This is a genomic window from Allobosea sp. 47.2.35, assembly GCF_024655635.1.
In the GTDB taxonomy this organism is placed as follows: domain Bacteria; phylum Pseudomonadota; class Alphaproteobacteria; order Rhizobiales; family Beijerinckiaceae; genus Allobosea.
Map to the genome: position 1 here is coordinate 12,873 of NZ_JANLGI010000017.1, position 21,423 is coordinate 34,295.

The 21,423-nt window shown below is 67.7% G+C and carries 16 protein-coding genes; 2 read left to right on the forward strand and 14 right to left on the reverse strand.

The window, feature by feature from the left end; genetic code table 11:
- Window positions 1–15 precede the first annotated feature (15 nt).
- Both NUV79_RS19170 and NUV79_RS19175 read left to right on the forward strand, forming a co-directional pair.
- Complete coding sequence (locus tag NUV79_RS19170; RefSeq protein WP_257734665.1) at window positions 16–2,310, forward strand: PAS domain-containing sensor histidine kinase; 2,295 nt, start codon at window positions 16–18, stop codon at window positions 2,308–2,310.
- Window positions 2,311–2,353: 43 nt separating this feature from the next.
- Window positions 2,354–2,917 (forward strand): hypothetical protein, encoded by a 564-nt coding sequence (locus NUV79_RS19175; RefSeq protein ID WP_257734666.1) that lies wholly within the window; start codon window positions 2,354–2,356, stop codon window positions 2,915–2,917.
- A 46-nt stretch (window positions 2,918–2,963) separates the two neighbouring features.
- Here NUV79_RS19175 and NUV79_RS19180 read toward each other — a convergent pair whose 3' ends face one another.
- The 14 genes from NUV79_RS19180 to NUV79_RS19245 form a co-directional block, all read right to left on the reverse strand.
- Window positions 2,964–5,918 carry a bifunctional [glutamine synthetase] adenylyltransferase/[glutamine synthetase]-adenylyl-L-tyrosine phosphorylase gene (locus tag NUV79_RS19180; RefSeq protein ID WP_257734667.1) on the reverse strand — a complete coding sequence of 985 codons (2,955 nt, stop codon included), beginning with the start codon at window positions 5,916–5,918 and terminating at the stop codon, window positions 2,964–2,966.
- A 16-nt stretch (window positions 5,919–5,934) separates the two neighbouring features.
- Window positions 5,935–7,434, reverse strand: a complete 1,500-nt coding sequence (locus NUV79_RS19185) for a sensor histidine kinase (RefSeq protein ID WP_257734668.1) — start codon at window positions 7,432–7,434, stop codon at window positions 5,935–5,937.
- Window positions 7,421–8,101: a response regulator transcription factor gene (locus NUV79_RS19190; RefSeq protein ID WP_257734669.1), complete on the reverse strand. Its 681-nt coding sequence runs from the start codon at window positions 8,099–8,101 to the stop codon at window positions 7,421–7,423. Before NUV79_RS19190 ends, NUV79_RS19185 begins: the two co-directional genes overlap by 14 nt.
- 173 nt (window positions 8,102–8,274) lie before the next feature.
- Window positions 8,275–9,447: a trypsin-like peptidase domain-containing protein gene (locus NUV79_RS19195; RefSeq protein ID WP_374679299.1), complete on the reverse strand. Its 1,173-nt coding sequence runs from the start codon at window positions 9,445–9,447 to the stop codon at window positions 8,275–8,277.
- Window positions 9,448–9,562: 115 nt separating this feature from the next.
- Window positions 9,563–10,033 (reverse strand): cytochrome c-type biogenesis protein, encoded by a 471-nt coding sequence (locus NUV79_RS19200; RefSeq protein ID WP_257734670.1) that lies wholly within the window; start codon window positions 10,031–10,033, stop codon window positions 9,563–9,565.
- A 4-nt stretch (window positions 10,034–10,037) separates the two neighbouring features.
- A complete protein-coding gene (locus tag NUV79_RS19205) occupies window positions 10,038–12,017 on the reverse strand; it encodes a heme lyase CcmF/NrfE family subunit (RefSeq protein ID WP_257734671.1) in 1,980 nt (659 codons plus the stop codon).
- A gap of 7 nt (window positions 12,018–12,024) precedes the next feature.
- Window positions 12,025–12,540 carry a cytochrome c maturation protein CcmE gene (ccmE, locus tag NUV79_RS19210; protein WP_257734672.1) on the reverse strand — a complete coding sequence of 172 codons (516 nt, stop codon included), beginning with the start codon at window positions 12,538–12,540 and terminating at the stop codon, window positions 12,025–12,027.
- Window positions 12,537–13,640 carry a c-type cytochrome biogenesis protein CcmI gene (gene ccmI, locus NUV79_RS19215; RefSeq protein WP_257734673.1) on the reverse strand — a complete coding sequence of 368 codons (1,104 nt, stop codon included), beginning with the start codon at window positions 13,638–13,640 and terminating at the stop codon, window positions 12,537–12,539. The genes ccmE and ccmI overlap by 4 nt, the downstream gene beginning before the upstream one ends.
- A 67-nt stretch (window positions 13,641–13,707) precedes the next feature.
- Window positions 13,708–15,087, reverse strand: coding sequence for a sensor histidine kinase (locus tag NUV79_RS19220; RefSeq protein ID WP_257734674.1), 1,380 nt, complete (start codon window positions 15,085–15,087; stop codon window positions 13,708–13,710).
- Between the two features lie 9 nt (window positions 15,088–15,096).
- Complete coding sequence (locus NUV79_RS19225; protein ID WP_257734675.1) at window positions 15,097–15,765, reverse strand: response regulator transcription factor; 669 nt, start codon at window positions 15,763–15,765, stop codon at window positions 15,097–15,099.
- Window positions 15,766–15,802: 37 nt separating this feature from the next.
- On the reverse strand, window positions 15,803–16,126 hold the full coding sequence (locus tag NUV79_RS19230) for a PepSY domain-containing protein (protein WP_257734676.1): 324 nt from the start codon (window positions 16,124–16,126) through the stop codon (window positions 15,803–15,805).
- 63 nt (window positions 16,127–16,189) lie between these two features.
- Window positions 16,190–20,110: a baseplate multidomain protein megatron gene (locus NUV79_RS19235; RefSeq protein ID WP_257734677.1), complete on the reverse strand. Its 3,921-nt coding sequence runs from the start codon at window positions 20,108–20,110 to the stop codon at window positions 16,190–16,192.
- Window positions 20,110–20,541, reverse strand: a complete 432-nt coding sequence (locus NUV79_RS19240; RefSeq protein WP_257734678.1) for an NlpC/P60 family protein — start codon at window positions 20,539–20,541, stop codon at window positions 20,110–20,112. The genes NUV79_RS19235 and NUV79_RS19240 overlap by 1 nt, the downstream gene beginning before the upstream one ends.
- A complete protein-coding gene (locus tag NUV79_RS19245; protein WP_257734679.1) occupies window positions 20,538–21,419 on the reverse strand; it encodes a DUF2163 domain-containing protein in 882 nt (293 codons plus the stop codon). Before NUV79_RS19245 ends, NUV79_RS19240 begins: the two co-directional genes overlap by 4 nt.
- Between the last annotated feature and the right edge of the window lie 4 nt (window positions 21,420–21,423).

Genomic DNA, 21,423 nt, shown 5'->3' on the forward strand with positions numbered 1-21,423 from the left:
GAAGGGGGACCGGGCATGTCGCGTGCCAACGCGGGCTGCGCACCTGTGCGCGCCGATACGATTCTGGGTGTAGCGCGCTCGCTGACGCACCCGTTGTATCATCGCTTCGAAAGCTTCGAACCCACCTTCCGCACCGCCATCCCGGCGCTTGTCGGGCTTTTCCTCATCATTCTCGGCGCCGGCGCGCTGATCCAGACCGCCGCCATGCGTGACGACGCGCTCGCCGATGCGACCGGTGATATGGACCTGGTCTCGGCGCTGGTCGCCCGCGAGCTCGATGCCGCGACGCTGGCCGGCAGGGAGCCGACCGCCGTGCTGGCCGCCCTCACCGCCCGCCACCTCGCTGCCCATGGCCGCATCGTCCATGTCAGCGGCGCCGATGGCCGCGTCATCGCCAGCGAGCCGGCGATCGGCCAGACGCAGCGCGCGCTCGTCGACTTCCTCGGCCCGACCCAGCCGCTGACCATCTTCGGCGACCGCGCCGGTGTGATGCGCATTACCCTGCCGAACGGGGCCGACGTCCTCGCCAGCGTGCGCAACCTCTCCGCCCCGCTCGGGCAGGTCGCCGTGCTCCAGCCGGTCTCCCACGCGCTTTCGACCTGGCAACTGCGCCGCTCCGGCCTGATCCTGCTGTTCGGCGCCGCCGGCCTCGTGCTCGGCGTCACCACGCTCGCCTTCATGCTCCAGTCGAAGCGAGCGAACGCCGCCGATCAGGATTGCGATTGCGTCCGCGAGCGCATCGACACCGCCCTCAATCGCGGCCATTGCGGGCTCTGGGACTGGGACCTCGCGCGCGGCCGGATCTACTGGTCGGATTCCATGTACGCCCTGCTCGGCTATGACCGCACCGGCGAGTACATGTCCTTCGGCGAGGTCTCGAGCTTCATCAACCAGGAGGATGTCGACCTCTATGCGCTGGCCGACGCGATCAGCCGTGGCGAGGCCGACCATCTCGACCGCGAGTTCCGCGTCCGCTCCGCTTCCGGCGAATGGATCTGGCTCAAGGCCCGCGCCGAGCTGGTGATCGACCGCCGCACCCGCTCGCGCCACCTCGTCGGCATCGTCGTCGACATCTCCGAGCAGCGCCGCATGGCCGAGCGCACCGCCACCGCCGATGCCCGCCTGCGCGACGCCGTCGAGGCGATCTCGGAAGCCTTCGTGCTCTGGGATGCCGATAACCGCCTCGTGCTCTGCAATGCCAAGTACCAGCAGCTCCACCAACTCCCGCCCGAGGCCCTGCAATCCGGTGCCTCCTATGACGAGATCATGGAGCGCTCTGCCCAGCCGCAGATCGACCGCGAGCCGATGCGCGTGCAGCGCGGCGCCGCCGGCGCCTCATACGAGGCCCGTCTCTCGGACGGCCGCTGGCTCCAGATCAACGGCCGCCGCACCAAGGATGGCGGCTCGGTCTCCGTCGGCACCGACATCACCAAGCTCAAGCAGCAGGAAGAGCGGCTGACCCAGTCCGAGCACCAGCTCCTGATGCATGTCACCGATCTCAAGGCCTCGCGCCAGAAGCTCGAAGCCCAGGCCCAGCAGCTCGCCGATCTCGCCGAGCGCTATCTCGAGCAGAAGGCCTCCGCCGAGAGCGCCAACCGCGCCAAGTCCGAATTCCTCGCCAATATGAGCCATGAGCTGCGCACGCCGCTCAACGCCATCATCGGCTTCTCCGAGATCATGGAGAACGGCATGTTCGGCCCGCTCGGCGAGAAATACACCGACTATGTCCGCGATATCCGCTCCAGCGGCGGCTACCTCCTGAGCATCATCGACGACATCCTCGACATGTCGCGTATCGAATCCGGCCGGATGCGGCTGGAGAAGACCGAGATCGCGCTCGGCCCGGTGCTCGACCAGGCGCTGCAGAAGGTCCAGCCGGAGGTGGAGCGCAAGCAGCTCGTGCTCGCCATCGAAGGCCCGCTCGATACCCATCTCGAAGCCGACCCGCACGCACTCTACCAGATCCTCGGCAACCTCCTCGACAACGCCGCCAAGTTCACGCCGGAAGGCGGGCGGATCGCGGTCCGCACCCGCCATGTCCCCGGCGCGCTCAACATCTTCATCGAGGATACCGGCATCGGCATCCCCAAGGAGAAGATCGACCGTGTCGGCCGGCCGTTCGAGCAGGTCGAGGGCGATCTGGTGCGCAGCTACAAGGGCTCAGGGCTCGGCCTCGCCATCGCCCGCTCGCTCACCGAGATGCATGGCGGCTCGCTCCGCCTGCGCTCGGCGATGGGCGCCGGCACCATCGTCATGGTCCACCTGCCGCTCGACGGCGGCGCCAACCGCGTCACCGCGCAGGCGGCGTGAGACTCAGCGTTCTCAGCCCAGCTCGTACGAGGGTCCCGACACCGTGGACGTTGCCAATCTGATATCTCGTGTTCGCGATCACTATGTCGAGCAGTTCCAGGCTTTTATAGCTCAGCAGCGCGAGGATGGCGCGCGAGGCGCGGCCGAGGTGAAATTCCAACTCGCAGACGGAAGCAGTCTGTTCGAAAAGATGTACTGCGCGGACTTCGTCCGAAACGAAGGTCAAGCGCAGGTGATCGAATTCATACCGGAACAAGTCCTGTCGTTCACGCGCATCCGGGGCAGTTTCGGACAAACTGCACTAACAATTGATCATCTGCGTTGGGACGATGTGCTCCTTCATCACGACGCTGAACAGCTTCCGGCGGAAGGGCTGTCTGGCTGGTTCCGGCGTTGGTTTGACCCTGCCGAGGAGCGCTACGACGAGCCGGCCGAGTTCAGTAAAATCGTTCACTCCCTGACCATAAGCACCAAGTCTATCAGCGCTGACCTTGGCACGGCAGAGCCAGACGCTTTCTGGGACATGCTACAGTTGCTTGCAGATGCGGGCGCCACTCAAATCCGGGTAACCGCCTCTCGCGACGAGGACCAGACCGAACAGTCCTGAAATCGTTGTGGCGGTCCCCAGCAAAGGCAGGCGTCTCAGCCCGCTTCTAGCCAGCCTTCGCCTTCGACAGCACGCGCGTGAAGATCGCCCGCACAGCGCCACGAACCTCATCCAGCTCCGCCTTCAGAACCTTCGCATCAGGACGACCGACCGCGGTCGCGATCCGACGCAGCACCCGAGGCGGCACGGCCTTGGGATCGAAGGCTTCCTCCACCGTGAAGCGCTGCCACAGCTGGACGTCGCCGATCAGGCGATGCGCCTCCAGCAGGACCGAGGCATCGCCATCCGAGAGCAGGCCGACCGCCTTGGCTGCAACGAAGACCGAGGCCGTGTCGTTGACGATCAGGCCGGGATGCGCGCTGGCATAGGCGAGCACAAGGAACTGGGCGAGGAAGTCGAGATCGGTGATGCCGCCAGCCGCGAGCTTGAGGTCCCAGGGGTCCTTCTCGCCCTTTTCCTTGGCGATCAGCGCGCGCATCTCGGCGACTGCAGCCGCGACCTTGGCGGGCTCGCGCTTGCGCGAGAGGATCGCGCGAATCGAGGCTTCCGCCCGCTGGGCCAGACCGGCATCGCCGGCGACGACGCGGGCGCGGGTCAGCGCCATCTCCTCCCAGATCTCGGCCTCGCCCTGGTGATAGGCCTCGAAGCCGGCGAACTGGGTCGCGGCGGGGCTCTTGTTGCCGGTCGGGCGCAGGCGCATGTCGACCTGATAGAGCGTGCCGCGCCGCGTCGGCACCGTCAGCGCCGCGACGAGGCGCTGGGTGAAGCGGACATGCCAGGTGACGGGATCGAGGCTCTTGGTGCCGTCGCTCGGGCCAGCCTCCTCTGGCCGGTCATAGAGCAGGATCAGGTCGAGATCGGATGAGGGCGTGAGCTCGCCCGCGCCGAGCCGACCGAGGCCGAGCACCACGGTCTCGGCCCCTTCGATGAGGCCGTGATCCTCGACGAAGGACCGACGCGTATCGGCGAAGGCGACCCGCAGGCAGGCCTCTGCCACGGCGCAATAGGCCTGCCCCGCCCCTTGCGCCGGATAGACGCCGGAGAGCAGGCGGGCGCCGACCAGGAAATTCTCCTGCCGGGCCGCGTCGCGCAGGCGGTCGAGCCCATCCTCGACGCTGGGCGGCGGGGAGCCGACATAGTTGCGGATGCGGCGTTCCAGCGCCTCGACATCGAGCACCGCCTGCCCGAAGGCGGGATCGATGACGCCGTCGAGCACATGCGGGTGCAGCGCCGCGACCTTGGCGAGGCGCGGCGCGCTGCCGAGGATTTCGGCGAAGAGCGTCAGCAGGGAATCGTGAGAACGCAGCAGCGTCAGCAGTTCGACCGCGGCCGGCATGCGGACGAAGGCGTTGTCGAGATGGGCGAGCGCGCCATCGGGATCGGCGGTGCGGCCGAGCGCGACGAGCAAGGCCGGGGTCAATTCCGTGAGCACCTCGCGCGCGCGCGCGCTGGTCACGGCAGCGCGGCGGCCGAAATGCCAGCCGCGCACCGTCTCAGCCGCAGTCGCGCCATCGCGGAAGCCGAGCTTGCCCAGCGTCTCGATCGTCTCGGGGTCGGTCTCGGAACCCGTGAAGCTCAGCGTACCGGCTTCAGAGGCGAGGCTCGGCCCCTCTTCGAAGAGCAGAGCGTAATGGCCCTCGACGCGCCTGGCATGGGCCGTCAGCGCCTTGCCGAAAGCGGCCGTCGAGGGATAGCCGCAAAAGCGGGAGAAGGCTTCGAGCTCGCCTGCCGCCTTGGGCAGGGTCTGCGTCTGCTCGTCAGCCTGCATCTGCAGGCGGTGCTCGATGGTGCGCAGCCAGCGATAAGACTCCGACAGCTCGTCGCGAGCCTGTGAGGTGATCCAGCCCTCGGTCGTCAGTTCGCCGAGCATCTCCAGCGTGCGCGGGCCGCGCAAAGCCGGGCGGCGTCCGCCGAAGACGAGCTGCTGGGTCTGGACGAAGAACTCGATCTCGCGGATGCCGCCGCGCCCGAGCTTCACGTTGTGGCCGGCGACCGCGATGGTCTCGTGGCCCTTCACGGTCTGGATCTGGCGCTTCATCGCGTGGATGTCGGCGATGGTCGCGAAATCGAAATACTTGCGCCAGATGAAGGGCGCCAAGTCCTTCAGGAAGCGCCGGCCAAGCTCGATATCGCCCGCGATCGGCCGCGCCTTGATCATGGCGGCGCGCTCCCAGTTCTGGCCGACCGTCTCGTAATAGGAATAGGCTGAGGGCAAGGAAACCGCGACATGGGTCGAGGCCGGGTCCGGCCGCAAGCGGAGGTCGACGCGGAAGACATAGCCGTCCGGCGTGCGCTCCTGGATGATGCGCGCGATCTGCTGGGTTAGCTTGACGAAGAAGCTCGTGGGCTCTCCGACGCCGGCCGCTTCCGCGGCCTCAGGGTCGAAGAACACGACGATGTCGATGTCCGAGGAATAGTTCAGCTCGCCGGCTCCGTGCTTGCCGAGTGCCAACACGACGAGGCCGGAGCCGAGACCCGGATTGGCGGGATCCGCGAGATTGATCCGGCCGAGATCAGCGGCCTGGCGCAGCACATGGTTGGTCGCGAGGCGTGTCGCCGCATCGGCGGTCGCGGTGAGAGCGGCCGTCACGGTCTCGACGTCCCAGGCGCCGCCGATATCGGCCAACGCGATCAGGAGCGCCATGGAGCGACGGAAGCGCCGCAGTTCGCGCATCAGGTCGGCGGTTTCGCATCCCGCAGCAGCAAAGGCCGCGATACCGCCGAGCAAGGCGTCGCGACGTGCCTCCGGCGCTTCCGTCAGAGCAGCGAGCAAACCGGCCGGATCGAAGCGCATGATCTGCGTCAGGAAGGGCGAATGCGCGACGATGCCGGCGACGAGCGCCGCGCTGCGCGGATGCTCGGCCAGATGCGCGCTCAGCGCCCCGGCCGCTTCCTCGTCATGCAACCGCTCGATCAGCTCGCGCTTCAGCAGCGCCTCGGCCTTGGCCTTCGCCGGCAGGACCGGCGCAACCTCGAGCCTGTCACAGAGCCGTTCCGCCATCGTTCATCGTCCTGCCTCAGTGGCTGGGCAGGCCAGCAGGGTTTGGCGCCGCTGTCGAGGCGGCTGGCTCCGTCAGGGCCGGCGTGTCCACAGGCTTCGGGCTGCCAGCCGGCAGGAAGATGACCACGCGCAGGCCCGGCGCATTGTCCTCCAACCTGAGCTGCCCGCCATGCAAGCGTACCACGCCGGCTGCCAGCGAGAGGCCGAGGCCGAAGCCCGGCTTGCTGCGGCTGGCATCGAGCCGCACGAAACGGTCGAGCACGCGGCCGCGATCGGCCTCGGGAATGCCGGGGCCGCGATCGGCGACGGAGAGCTCGACCTGATCGCCGACCTGCCGGGCTGAAACTGCGACTGTGCCATCGCCGCCCTGCTCCGGTGCGCCGTATTTCAGGGCGTTGTCGATCAGGTTGTTCAGGGCCTGCCCGATCAGCTCGCGATTGCCATGCACCTTCAGGCCGGGCTCGACCGCGCTGGCGAGCGAGAGGCCGGCTTCCTCGGCGAGGGGCTCGTAGAGCTCGGCGAGGCCCGAGACGACCTCGGACAGGTCGAGCTCGCTCATGTTCTCGCTGATGCGGCCGGCCTCCAGCCGCGCGATCATCAGCAGCGCGTTGAAGACGCGGATGAGGTTGTCCGCCTCCTCGATCGCGCCATCGAGCGCGGCCCGCAATTCATCCGGTGACTGCGCCGTGCGCAGCGCCTCCTCGGCGCGGTTGCGCAGGCGGGTCAGCGGCGTCTTCAGGTCATGGGCGATGTTGTCGGTGACCTGCTGCATGCCGGCCATCAACTCGCCGATGCGGTCGAGCATCGCATTGAGGTTGAGCGCCAGCCGGTCGAGCTCGTCGCCGGTGCCGGTGATCGCGAGCCGGCCTTTCAGGTCGCCCGCCATGATGCCATGTGCTGTCTCGGTCATGCCGTCGATGCGCTTCAGCACACGCCGCGCCACGAACCAGCTGGCGAAGCAGCCGAGGACGAAGACCAGCGCCAACGACCAGCCGGCGGCACGGCGGATGACGATGCCGAGCCGGTCGCGCTCCTCGAGGTCGCGGCCGACGAGAAGGCGGAAACCGGCCGGCAGCATGTAGACCCGCACGAGCGCGCGGCTCGGCGTATCGACGGCCTCGCTGGAGCGGGCGTACTCGATCTCGCTCTCGCCGGTGCGGTCGAGCGTGCCCGGCGGGATCGCCTCGACATTGCCGGCGATGCGCTCGCCGACCGGTGTGGTGACGAGATAGAGCGAGGCGCCCGGCGCCCGCGAGCGGCGCTCGATGATGTTGACGAGCCGGCGGATGCCGCCCTGGCGCTGCTGCTCGGCCAGTCCCTGGATCTCGGCATCGATGGTCGAGCGGATCTGGTCGGTCAGCAGGCGCTGCGCGTTCCAGGCGACATAGCCGAGCGCGAACGCCGCAAAGAGCGCGAAGATGACGAGATAGGCCGCCGTCAGCTTGAAGGCGGTCGTGCGGAACAGCGTCGGCAGGAACTTCTGGCGCTTGCGCGGAAGAGCGTCAGCGGCTGTCACGGACCATGTATCCCGCGCCGCGGATGGTGTGGATCATCGGCTGCTCGAAGCCCTTGTCGACCTTGGCGCGCAGGCGGCTGACATGCACGTCGATGACATTGGTCTGGGGATCGAAATGATAGTCCCAGACGTTCTCCAGCAGCATAGTGCGGGTCACGACCTGGCCGGCATGCTTCATCAGGTATTCGAGCAGTCGGAACTCGCGCGGCTGCAGCACGATTTCCTGGCTCTCGCGAGTGACGCGATGGGCGAGCCGGTCGAGCACCAGTTCGCCGACGCGATAGGTCGTCGGCTCCGAAGCGGGCGCACTGCGCCGGCGGGCCAGCACTTCGACACGGGCCAGGAGCTCCGAGAATGCATAGGGCTTGGGGAGATAGTCGTCGCCGCCGGCACGCAGGCCCTTCACGCGGTCGTCGACCTGAGCGAGCGCGGAGAGGATCAGCGCGGGGGTGTCGTCCTTCTGCTCACGCAGCGAGCGGATCAGGGAAAGCCCGTCGAGGCGCGGCAACATGCGGTCGATGACCAGCACGTCGTAGCCGCCGCCTTCGGCCATGGCATAGCCTTCCAAGCCATCCGCGGCATGGTCGGCGACATGGCCGACCTCGCGGAACGCCTTGGTCAGATAGGCCGCAGCCTCGGCATCATCTTCGACGATCAGGAGTCGCATGAACCAACCCTAGCCTATCAAATGCGAGAACGGCAGGCCGGATGATACGCATCCGGCCTGCCGCCGCGACGGCAAGGTCCCTCGGCTGGGGCGACAGGAAACCGAAGGGACCCTGCTCAGCATCGGACCGGAAAGCAGGGCAGCTTTCCGGGGAAGCCCGATGCACTTCCGGTTCAGGCCGCCGGCTGGCGGCCGACCTCGAAGGTCACGTCCCGCGACTTGCCTTCGCGGAAGAGCGTGATCGTGGCCTTGGTGCCCGGCGCGAAGGTCGCGATCTTGCGCGACAGCTCGCGGGCGTCCTTGATCGCCTCGCCGTTCACAGCGGTGATGGTGTCGCCGCGACGGATACCGGCCTTGGCGGCGGGGCCGTTGCCCTGCGCCTCGGCGACGAGCGCGCCCTTGGCGTCCTTCAGGCCGATGGCGTCGGCCATCTCGGTCGTGACCGGCTGGATCTGCACGCCGATGAAGCCGCGCGCCACCGTGCCGTCCTTCTTCAGCGATTCGACGACCTGCTTGACGGTGGAAGCCGGGATCGCGAAGGCGATGCCGACATTGCCGCCGGAGGGCGAGAAGATCGCGGTGTTGACGCCGACGACCTCACCCTTCTGGTTGAAGGTCGGGCCACCCGAGTTGCCGCGATTGATCGGCGCGTCGATCTGGATGAAGTCGTCATAGGGGCCCGAGCCGATATCGCGACCCTGGGCCGAGACGATGCCGGCCGTGACCGTGCCGCCGAGACCGAACGGGTTGCCGATCGCCAGCACCCAGTCACCGATGCGCGCCTTGCCGTCGGCCAGCTGCACGAAGGCGTAGTCGCCGGCATCCTTGACCTTCAGCAAAGCCAGATCGGTGCGGGGATCGGTACCGACCACCTTGGCATCCAGCGTCTTGCCGGAGTCGGTGACGAGCTGAACTTCGACGGCGTTCTCGACGACGTGGTTGTTGGTCACGACATAGCCGTCCTGGCTGACGAAGAAGCCCGAGCCCTGGGCCATGCCCTGGCGCGGCTGCGGCTTGCTCGGGGCAGCGCCCTCGCCGCGCTCGCGGAAGAAGCGGCGCAGCTGCGGCGGCAGGTCATCGAGATTCTGCTCGTCGCCGGCAGCGGCGGCCTGCGTCTTGACGCGGACCGAGACTACGGCCGGCTTCACCTTCTCGACCAGGTCGGCGAAGGAGGGCAGCGCCGTCTGCGCGCCCGAGAGCTGGATCGGCTGGGCGACGGCATTGTGGTTCTGCATCAGGGCGCTGTCGGCAATGCCGGCGGCAAGACCGATGCCGAGGATGGCGGTGCCGGCCAGGAGCGCGCCGCGCTTCAGGATGGACTTACGGGTGTCGTTCTGTGTCGTCATGGTATGAACCTCGTGGAGCGACAGGGCGCTTTCCCCTGCTCGTGACGAGAACCATGACGGCCACCGCCTTACGCGGCTTTGGCCTGAAGATGACGCTTTCGTAAGGTTGCGGGGTTCAGCCCCGCTCGTCCCGCATCAGCCTGTCGACGCGGCTGCGTTCCTCATCGGTCAGCGGCACGGATGCGACGACCTCCTCGCCGATCCGTTGCCGGCCGCGACGCCAGACGAAGGCCATGCCGGCGAGCAAGATGAGGAACGGCGCGCCCCAGAGCAGCAGCGTCTGCGCGTTGAGTGGCGGGCGCAGCAGGACGAAATCGCCGTAACGGGCAACGACGAAATCGACCACGGCCTTGTCGTCATCGCCGGCGACGATGCGCTCCCGGACGAGGATGCGCAGGTCACGGGCGAGCGGCGCGTCGGAATCATCGATCGACTGATTCTGGCAGACGAGGCAGCGCAGGCCGCCAGAGATATTGCGCGCGCGCTGCTCCAGCGCCGCGTTGGGCAATATCTCGTCGGGCTGAACAGCTTGCACTGCAGGGGCCGCCAGCAGCATCAGACCGAGGATGAAGGCAATCCGCCGCATCGGCCTACTCCGCCGGCTGCGGAGCGGCGGCGGTCGGCGCGGCACGCTTCGGCGCCGCCAGCCGGAAGCGCCGATCGGTCAGCGAAAGCCCACCACCAAGCGCCATGACGAGCGAGCCGATCCAGATCAGCAGGATCAGCGGCTTGTCGTAGAGACGCACTGCGACGCCGCCATCCTGCGCCTCGCCGAGGCTGACATAGGCCTGGCTCAGGCCGTCCGTGCGGATGCCGGCCTCGGTCGTCGGCATGGAGCGTGCCGTATAGACGCGCTTGGAGGCCTCGACCGGCGCAAGCTCGCGATCACCGGAGAAGACCCGGAAACGGGCGACCTCGGCCCGGAAATTCGGTCCGCTGCGCGGCGACATGCCTTCCAGCACGATGGTGTAGCGGCCGCTGGTCAGACGCTCGCCGGGCTTCAGGACGGTGATCGCCTCGGTGCTCCAGGCCTGGGCGGCGATGCCGATGATACTCAGGCCGATGCCGGCATGGGCGAAAGCCGTGCCCCAGGCGGAGCGCGGCAGGCCGCGCGCCCGCGACAGCATCGCGCGCCAGCCGCTGGCACGCATCATGATGCGCTCGCCGAGGTCGAAACCGGCGGCGAGGACGAGGAAGATACCAAGGCCGACTCCAAGCGGCGCCAGAACCGGCCCGCCGCGCGTGAAGAAGAGCAGCGCGAGAGCGGCCAAGACGGCGATCCCGAAGGCCATGGCGTTGCGCTGCGCCGCGCCGAGCAGGTCGCCGCGCTTCCAGGCCAACGACTGGCCGAGCGGCAGGATCAGCAGCAGCGGCACCATCACCGGCACGAAGGTCGCGTTATAGAAGGGTGGGCCGACCGAGATCTTGTCGCCGGTCACCATCTCCAGCAGCAGCGGATAGAGCGTGCCCACGAAGACGGTGGCGCAGGCCGTCGCCAGGAAGACGTTGTTGACGACGAGCGCGCTCTCGCGGGAGACGGGCGCGAACAAGCCGCCCTGCCGCAGCAAGGGCGCGCGCCAGGCGAAGAGCGCGAGCGAGCCGCCGACGAAGAAGATCAGGATCAGGAGGATGAAGAGGCCTCGCGCCGGATCGGTGGCGAAGGAATGGACCGAGGTCAGCACGCCGGAGCGGACGATGAAAGTGCCGAGCAACGAGAGCGAGAAGGTCAGGATCGCGAGCAGGATCGTCCAGACCTTCAGCGCGTCACGCTTCTCCATCACCACGGTCGAGTGGATCAGGGCCGTGCCGGCGAGCCAGGGCATGAACGAGGCGTTCTCGACCGGGTCCCAGAACCACCAGCCGCCCCAGCCGAGCTCGTAATAGGCCCAGTAGGAGCCCATCGCGATGCCGAGCGTCAGGAAGGTCCAGGCCAAGAGCGTCCAGGGCCGGACGGCGCGCGCCCACATCGCGTCGATGCGCCCGTCGATCAGGGCGGCGACCGCGAAGGCATAGGTGATAGAGAAGCCGACATAGCCGACATAAAGCAGCGGCGGATGGATTGCGAGGCCGAGGTCCTGCAGGATCGGGTTAAGGTCCTGCCCTTCGGCCGGCACCGGCGACAATCGCTGGAACGGGTTCGAGGTCAGTAGGGTGAAGGCGAGGAAGGCGACGGCCACGAGCCCTTGCGCAGCGAGCGCGCCGGCCCGCAGGCGCGGCGGCAGCGAGCGGCGCGACAATGCGACGAGCGCCCCGAACAGCGTCAGGATCAGCACCCAGAGCAGCATCGAGCCCTCGTGGTTGCCCCAGACGGAGGTCAGTTTGTAGATCAGCGGCTGCGCCGAATGGGAATTGGCGACGACATTGCCGACCGAGAAATCGGAGCGGACATAGGACGTCACAAGAGCGGCGAAGGACAGGGCGACCAGCGCGAAGGAAACGAGCGCCGCGCTGCTGCCGACCGAAGCCAGCGTCCGGTCCTGCCGGAACACGCCCCAGAACGGCACCACCGCCTGGATCACGGAAACGCCGAGCGCGAGCGCCAGCGCGTAATGGCCGATCTCGACGATCATATCAGGCTCACGGCTTTGCCGGCGGAGCGGCAGGAGCGCCGGCAGCGCCCGGCTGCCAATGCCCCTGCTTCTTCAGCGTGTCGGCGACTTCGCGCGGCATATAGGTCTCGTCATGCTTGGCCAGCACCGAATCCGCCTTGAAGCGTCCGGCGCCTTCGAAGACGCCCTCGGTGACGACGCCCTGCCCTTCCCGGAAGAGATCGGGCAGCAGCCCGTCATAGCCCACCTTGATCGAGGTCTTGCCGTCGGTCACCGCGAAGGTCACGCGCTTGCCGTCGCTGCGCTGGACCGAACCGGCCTCGACCAGCCCGCCCAGGCGCATGCGGGTGCCTGGCAGCACGCCCTTCTCGGTGATCTCGGTCGGGCCGTAGAAGAAGACGATGGTATCGCGCATCGCGAAGAGAACGAGGCCGGCGGCCAGAGACAGCACCGCACCGGCCATCGCGATCAGCGTCAGCCTGCGCTGCTTGCGGGTGAAGCGGCGCTTCGCCGGGAGCGGCCGCGTCGGCTGGGCAATCGTCATGGCGCGGCCTCCTTCAAGGCCAATTCATCGGCGAGAGCGTCGATGGCCGCAAGCGCGTCCTTGTCGTCGGCCAGCCGCTCGCGCGCGGTCTTCAGGGCTTGAAGCGCCGCGGGCTTGTCGCCAAGGACGGTGCGGGCGCGGATCAGGCGGCTCCATTCGGGCAGGTTGCCACCACCAGCGCTCAGGCGCTCGGCCAGCCCGTCGACCATCGTCTTGATGGCCTGCTGGCGTGCGGCCTCGGGAAGGGCTGCGACCGCCTTGCGGCCGGCATCGGCCTGCATACGTTCCAAACGGGCACGCACAGCGCCGGCCCAGTCGGCATCGGCAGGGGCTTCGGAGAGGAGCTGCGCAAGCGCGGCCTGCGCGCCTTCGCCGTCGCCGTCCTGCTCCTTGGCGAGGGCGAGGTAGTAGCGGGCGCGTGGGCTTTTCGGGTCGAGCTTGACGGCCTCGGCGAAGGCTTCACGCGCAGCAGCAGTGACGACGCCGCCGGCTTCCATGATGCGGGCCTCGCCTAGCCCAGCCAGCAGGTCGGCATCGGGCTTCCCAAAGCGGACGGCCGCAGCGAAGGCTTTCGCGGCCTCGTCGTAGCGGCCCTGGCGGAGATAGATCGGCGCGAGCAGCGACCAGCCCTTCGCATCGCCCGGATTGGCGGCGAGATGGGCTTCCATGCGCGCGAGGATGATCGCGAAATCCTGCTGCGGGCCGGCCTTTTCCAGCCGCGCCGCCAGCGGCTGGTCAGGCAGGTTCGGCGAGCCGTAGAGCCCGTAGATCAGGAGGGCGAGCAACGGTACGACCGAGAGCATCAAGGCCGAACTCGCGCGGCGGCGGCGCAGGGACGGCTCGGTTTCGCCCGCAGCTCCAGCTTCATCACCGGCGGCGCGCAGAAGGCGGCGGGCTGCTTCGGTGCGCGCCGCCTGCGCGTCGTCCTCGCCGATCAGCTTGCGCCCGAGATCGCGGTCGATTTCCTTGAGCTGGGAACGGTAGAGGCTGCGTGCATCGGCGGTATCGCCGAATCCTTCCGCCCGGCCATGACTAAGCGGCCGGAGCAAGGCGAAGATCGCTGCTCCCGTCATGGCTGCAAAGATGGCCCAGATCATCATGCGGCGTTCTTAGCCAATCGTCCGCCCGGGTTCATGGTGACAAAGGGTCACGCGGCAAAGAATTCTTCTAAACCGAAGGCAGCTCAAGCCGCGCCCTCAATCCGCCCAGCGGCGAGCGATGCAGGGTCAGGCCGCCGCCATAAAGCTTGGCGATGTCGACGACGATCGAAAGGCCCAGCCCCGATCCCGGTGTGGTCTCATCAAGTCGGCGGCCGCGTTTCAGGACTTCGGCCATGGCCTCCTCCGGCAGGCCGGGGCCATCATCGTCGATCAGCAGCGCGATCCGCTCGGTATCCGGTGCCTTCTCGTCCGCAAGCGAGACCTCGACGGTGGAAGAGGCCCATTTGAAAGCGTTGTCGAGGAGATTACCGAGCATCTCCTCCAGATCCTGCTTCTCGCCACGGAAGCGCAGGCCGGATGCGATCGTGTGCGAACCGGAGATACCCTTGCCTTGCGAGATCTTGGTGAAGGTACGCAGGAGCGCATCGAGCGAGGGGGTGATTTCGGTCACGCCGCCGAGCGCGCCCGAAAGCGCCGCGGCCCGCGCCCGGTCGAGATAGTACTGGACCTGATCGCGCATGATCGCGGCCTGCGCACGGACGGTCTGGGGCAATTGACCGTCTGCGCTCGTGTCGGCCTCGTTCATCATTACGCTGAGTGGCGTCTTCAGCGCATGCGCGAGATTGCCGACCTGCGTGCGGGCGCGATCGAGGATTTCGTGATTGGCGTCGATGAGCTGGTTGAGCTCGCTGGCGAGCGGCGCGAGATCGGGGGGATATTGCCCGACGATCCGGGGATTTTCACCCGTCCGCACCGCACCAACGGCAGAGCGCAGGCGCACCAGCGGACGCAGGCCGAAGCGGACCTGCACGAGCGTGGACGCGACCAGGGCGATGCCGAGCAGCAGGAAGGTCATCGCCAGCGCGAAGCGGAAATCCCGTATGTCCCCCTCGATCTCGTCGGCCGGAGCCGCGACGGCAACGGTGAAGCGCCCGTCCTCGCCGACATCGATCTCGCGTTCCAGAATGCGCAGGAGCCGGTCGTCCGGCCCAGAGACATAGCTTTCGCGCAGGCCCCGGCTGTTCGGGGCGATGGATTGGTCGAGCAGCTTGGGGAGTTGCCCGCCGACCAGCGAGCGGGAGGCGCGCACATTCGGCCGCTCGCCATCGAGGCGAGTGATCTGCCAGTACCAGCCGGTCAGCGGCAGGTCGAAGCGCGGCTCGCCGAGGTCGCCGATCGTCTGGCGTTCGGTCTCGGGTGGCGCGGCGAGATCGGCGACCAGCTGCTTGATATAGACCGACAGGCGCTCATCGAAGCCGCGCTCGGCGGAGCGGCGATAGAAGGTGGTGAGGCCGATGCCGGCCAGCACGAGGATCAGCACGCAGCAGACGGCCGCGGAGAAAAACAGCCGCGTTCCCAGCGAATAGCGATGGGATTTGAGCGGCATCGCCCGCGATCAGACCTTTTCCGGGGCGGCGGCGATATAGCCGAGGCCCCGGACGGTCTCGATGATGTCGACGCCGAGCTTCTTGCGCAGGCGCCCGACGAAGACCTCGATCGTGTTGGAATCGCGATCGAAATCCTGGTCGTAGAGATGCTCGACCAGCTCCGTCCGCGACACGACCCGCCCCTGATGATGCATCAGATAGGAGAGCAGCCGATACTCGTGCGAGGTCAGCTTCACCGGATTGCCGTCGACGACGACGCGGCTCGCGCGGGTATCCAGCCGGACAGGGCCGCAGACCAACTCCGAGGTGGCATGACCGGCCGCGCGGCGCAGCAGGGCGCGGACGCGCGCCAGCAATTCCTCGATATGGAAGGGTTTCACGACATAGTCGTCAGCACCGGCGTCGAAGCCCGAGACCTTGTCGCTCCAGCGGTCGCGCGCTGTCAGAATCAGCACCGGCATGGTCTTGCCGGCCCGGCGCCAGCCCTGCAGCACGGCTACGCCATCGACCTTCGGCAGGCCGAGATCGAGAATTACCGCATCATAGGGCTCGGCCTCGCCGAGATAGAGGCCTTCCTCACCGTCGAAAGCCTTGTCGACGGCATAGCCGGCATTCTCAAGCGCGGTCACGATCTGGCGGTTGAGGTCCTTGTCGTCCTCGACGACGAGCAATCTCACGGTGGGGTCGCTCCAGTTGGGGAAGCCGCAACGGCTGTCAGCGGATGGTGGCGATCTTGCCGGATTGTCCTTCCAGCGTCACCCGCGCGACGCGGCCGTCGCGCTTCAGCGTCGTCACGACATAGACGAAATCCTCGCCCTGTCGACAGAGCCTGATGCGGACGACCTCGCCCGGCGCCGCGTGACGGGCGTGGCGAGAGGCTTCCGCCGGCTGCATGACACGCCCTTCGGCGACGGCATCGCGCGTCTCTTCGGAGGACAGGCAGGAGATCGGTGCAGCATCGTCGACGCGGATCACCGGCATCGGCGAGGAGGCGATGAGCGCAAAGGCAAGGATCGGTTCGACCGGCATCATCGACATGGGCTAGTCCCATCCGCGTGAATGCACCATGAATGCATAGCCCCGCTCACAACCAACAGTAGATCAACGCACCGGAATCCGTCCACGCCATTCGCGACCGCGGCCGACCGTCGCGCTGAGCTGGCGCAGCGAGAGTGCGATCTCCTGCTGAACAGAGCCGAAATCGGCGAGTTCCTGCGCCGCTGGATAGGTCCATTCCGGCGCGTTCACGATTTCGGTACGAAGCAGCGTCTCGCCGTCGAGGACGCCCAGTTCATAGCGCTCTCCCTCTTCTCCGAGAGGCACCTCCGCCAGTTCCCATGAATCGCCATCGATTCGCGTCCGCCTCAACCAGTGGATGATGATGCCCGCGCCCGCCCTTGCCGCCTTCGGCCGGACGGGCGAGAGCGGCACGAGCGCCTCCCCGGCGATCGGGACCGAGAACTCCACCATCGTGGCATCGCCGACATCGTCACGGACCGGGCCGACGCGATAACGCCGCGTCCGCCCGAGATCGGCCAGCTCCGCCGTCAGCGAGACGGCCGCGCCATCGAGCACGACGACGCGAGCGCCGATCGGAAGAGTGCGCGCCGCTGCAGCCTCGCTGCCGCCGATTCCACGAATCAATCCCGTCAGGCGGAACTGCTGTGGTCCGATCAACTCGACCTGCGCAGCCGTGATGATTTCGACCGTACCGTCCGCTCCCACCAGAGCCAGCGCATTGGCGCCGGCCAACGCGGCCTCCGGCGAGACGGAGGAGAGCACGCCACCGCGCAACCTGACCTCCAGCACGGCACGACGGTCCGTGCGCCAGAGCGCCCCCGCCGGCAGCACCGTCAAGGTCTCGCCAACGATCGAGGGAGCTTCGACGAAGCCGTCGAGATCGAACAGGCCGGCGTCATTAGCCCGCCAGATCGCCAAGGCGCCGGGCCAGGGGGCGGCGAAAGCCGCCAGCGACAGCAAGGGCGGCGGCTGCACCGTCACGATCGGCAGGGCCAGCGGCACGGCCAAAGGGCGCCCAGGCAAAGCTGGAGGCGTTCGCGGCGGGCGCGTGCCGCCGCTCGTTCCCGTCGAAACATAGATCGCCGGTTCGACGGCGCGAGCGCTCACCCGCCGCGTCGGGCCGTCGGCGATGCGGGTCACCCGAAACAGGCGGTTGCCCGGCTCGACCGGGACAGACAGGACATCGCCGGGCTCGATCGCGATGCAGCGTGGAGACAGCTCGCATTCGAGGCTCTCACGCCCGGCCCAGACTTCCTGCAGGCGCTGGTCCGCAAGGCGCCGGCCTTCGGCGGAACGGGTCACGATCGCGGTTTCGACGGAGACTTCGCGCCGGGCCGCTCCCGCCAGGCGGCGCGAACGCGCGGCGGCGTTGCGGTAGTCGGCTTCGCTGTCGCTGAAGCCAAGGCGCAGTTCGAGCGGCAGCTCGGTCTCCTGGTTGCGCCTGAGCGTGAAGGGCTCGCCATCGCGGTCGGGAACGAGATCATCCGTGCGCAGCAGGCGCGAGACCTTGCCACCCCTGCCCTCGAAACGCAGGGCCCCAGCACTCATGACCGCATCGAAGCCGAAGCTCTGGGCCAGCGGTTCCAGCGCCTGCCGCGCCGATAGCGGGCGATCCAGCACATAGCCATCGACAAAGCCGTCGACTGCGATCCGGTCAGCCGGGGGCAATCCGAAATCGGCGAGCAGCTTCGCGACGAGCCTGTCGACCGGCGTGCCTTCCAGGCGCCCGTTCAGCCAATGGCCGGTCTCGAAATTCGCCCCATCGGCCCAGATGCCGGAAAGATCCGGAAAGGCCGGGAAAGGCCGCGTGTCCCAGTTCCAGACGAAGATTCTGTTGGGATCGACCATGCGGATGCCGCTGACCGGATGGACCGGATTGCGCGCGGCGTCGAAGCCGACCCGAGCGGGATCGAAGCCGGATATGATGGCCTCCAGCCCCCGCACCTGAACAAGGTCGTCGCGCGCGCCACTGGAAAACGGCGGATAACCGCCCTCGTCCGATTTCGGATCGGGGAACATGTTGGGCGCATTGGCGCCCTTGTCGACGGCGGGAATGCCGATCTCGGTCAGCCATATCGGCTTTGCACCCGGCACGAACGCAGTCGCGGTCGTCTCGATGCCGCCGGCACGACGGATATGGGCCTGGCTCCACCAGCCCCAGAGATCCTTCGGCCGGAAGGTCCAGGGCTTGCCGTAGGCGCCGTCGGTGATCGGCAGGCGAGTCTGCGCCGCGCGGCCGTCCTCGTCGGCGTAGTACCAATCATAGGCTTCGCCGGCGGTAAGGCGCTGGCGCAGATGGGCGAGATCGGCTGGGCCCTGCGCGGTTGTGGCGTCCGCGTGGCTGCCGGAATCGCGCCAATCCGAAAGCGGCGGATAGAAATCGATGCCGATGGCGCTGATGGCAGGAGAAGCCCAGAGCGGATCGAGCGGGAAATCGATTCTGTCCCCATCGTCGCGAACATCCGCACCGTATTCGGTCCAATCAGCGGCGTAGGTCAGCACCGAACCCGGCAGCGCCGTCTTGACGTCCTGCGCGATAGCCGCGAGCGCATCGACCATCGGATAGCCGGTCGTGCCGCGCAGATGCGTGAGGCCCACCATCTCCGAGCCGATAACGAAGCCCTCGACGCCGCCAGCTGCCTGAGCCAGTGCAGCGCAATGCATCACAAGCCGGCGATAGGACCATTCGTCCGGCTTGGCACAGGTCACGCTCGCGCCCACAAAGATCATGTCGGCGGGAACAACCGTGCCGACGAAGGACGCGATCTGCGCCGCAACAGCGGCGCTGCCCTCCGGACTACCCGGCTCGCCCGGCGCCGGATCGCAGGTGATGCGGCCCCGCCAGGGATAGCGCGGCTGGCTCGCGGCATCCGAATAGGGGTCAGGCAACGTGTTTCCGGCCGGGATATCCATCATCAGGAAGGGGTAGAGGACGACCTCCAGCCCGTAGTCGAAGCGTAAGCGCCGGATCAGCGCGACGACACTCTCGTCCGAGGGCGTGCCGCCGAACGCTGGCCTGCCGCCGACCTGGCTGACGATACGGGCGGAGGACCGCGACAGCCCGGCGACCGACCATTGCGCCCCAACCGTCGGCTTGTGCGGAATCTCGACACGGGGAGCGACACTGCAAGCCCCCACACGCAGATCGTCGCCGAACCAGGACACGACCAACGAGACGCGGCGCAGGTTGGGGCAGAGCGCCATGAGATGACCAAGCGCGGTGTCAGCGTCGCTGCCGCCATAGAGCTGGTGGCGCGTCAAGCTTTCGGTAACGCCAGGGGCGGACTCATGACTGACCGGGCGGATGTCAAAGACGAACTCACCGGCGCCGGGCGTCAGCGCCACCGCCCGGATCATGCCTCCCAGCCCGTCGACGGCGCGCACGACCTCGAAATCGAACTGCGGCACGCGGTTGCCGTAATCGGCGAGCGGAAAGCGCTCGAACACGACATAGGCGAGCCCGCGATAGGCCGGCGCCTCGTCCGCCTCCTTCGCCGCGATCAGCGGATCGGGCTCCTGCGTCTCATAACCGTGATGAACGCGCATCCGCACGGTCTGGACATCGAGCTCGCGCCCATCGACCCAGATACGCCGGATGAAGGCGATCGGCCCCTCGCAAAGCCCGATCGCGAGATTCGCGTGGTAGCTATAGGTCGTCTCGTAGGTCTTCTTCGCACGGCTGCCGCCCTTGCCGCCGCTCTTGGTGCGCGTGATCGAGACCGTGACCTCTTCCTCGAAGCGCGTCGCCCAGATCAACTGGCCGCCGAGCCGCGCGCGGCCGTAGAGACGCGGGATCGCGGCGCCCTCCGTCGCGGCGAGGCCATTCACCTCCTTGAGGCGCGGGCCATCGACGATCTTGTTCCCGCCCGAACTGCCGAGCCAGGCCTGGTCGATGCTGGCGCCGGCGAGGCCGCCAAGCGCCTGGCCGATCGCGCCGCCGACCGGCCCACCCAGGGCCGTGCCGAGAGCTGCGCCAGCAACCTGGAGAAGAAGCGTCGCCATCAGTCGGTCACTCCCGGAAAGGAAAAGGCGTGGCTGAGATGGCGTCGCCACCAGGGCGTGAACGCGACCTCGGCGACGGCCGCACCGTCATGCGCGTGGATGATGCGATCCGGGCCTGCGAGAATCGCGCAATGCTTGGCCGGCAGGTGTTCGCGCCAGCGGAAGAGCAGCACGTCGCCGGGCTGCATTCCGGCTGCCCGGATCGGCAGCAGGTGCCGCGTCGCCGCCAGTGCCAGCGTCTCCTGCAGCAAACTCTCGGCCCAACTCGGCGAATAGGGCGGCGGCGTTTCCGGCTCGTCACCACAGAGGTCGCGCCAGACCCCGCGTACCAGCCCGAGGCAATCGCAGCCGACACCGCGCAGCGAGGCCTGATGGTGATAAGGCGTGCCCAGCCAAAGCCGCGCCGCATCGACGATCTCGCCGCGCCTCATCGGAACAGGCTCCCGCCATCGAGCGCCCCGTCGCCGGGCCGGACGCCACCGATGATGAAGTCGGTTGTCGGCATGTGCGGGAAACCGCGGAAGTTGACGCCGTTGCCGAATTTGGCGCGGCAGGTCGCGAAGCTCTTGTCGCAGCCGGGCGTGACCCTGAATCCGTCGCCTGCCACGATCGACGCAGCCGGCGCCTGCCAGAGCTGGAACAGTGCCTGCGTGCCCTCGCGGCCGTGCCGCTTCACCTCGGTGGCGAATCCGACATTCGCACCACTGGTGAAGATCAGGCGACCGCCGGTGAAATGGCCATCGACATAGGCTTCCATGCCTTCGGCTGAGAGCGAGAGGCGGCCGTCGCTCTCGACGATTTCCGCTTCCGCCGCGACGAGAGCGAGGCCACAGCGCGCATCGCCGAGGTCGGCCGAACAGGAGCGCATGTAGAGCCGGCCACGCTCCTCGTCGAAAGCCCTGGCGAAGCTGCGGATTTCGGCGACGAAACTCGCTTCGCCGCGTTTGATCTCGCCGACGAAGCCTTCCTCCAGGAGCGCGCGCTGACCGGGATCGGCCCAGTTGACCAGCCAGACGCGAACGCGCGCATCATCGTAGAGCCCGCGCGCCAGATCGGCCTCGTTCAGCCCAAAGGCAGCGAAGGCGCCCGCGACCTCGCCGCCGCCGATGGCGAAGCCCAGTTCCGCCGCGCTTTCAGCCGCTTCGAGACCGGTCGTCGCGGCGAAATCGATCCCATCGAAGGACAGCTTGCGGTCGTGATCGGTGAAGCCGAGCACGAGCCCGTCGCGGCGGGTCAGGCTCCAGCAATGGCAAAGCGTGGTCGCGGCCGTCTCGATATGGGCGGCGAGACCTAAGGGAATGTCACGCATGAGC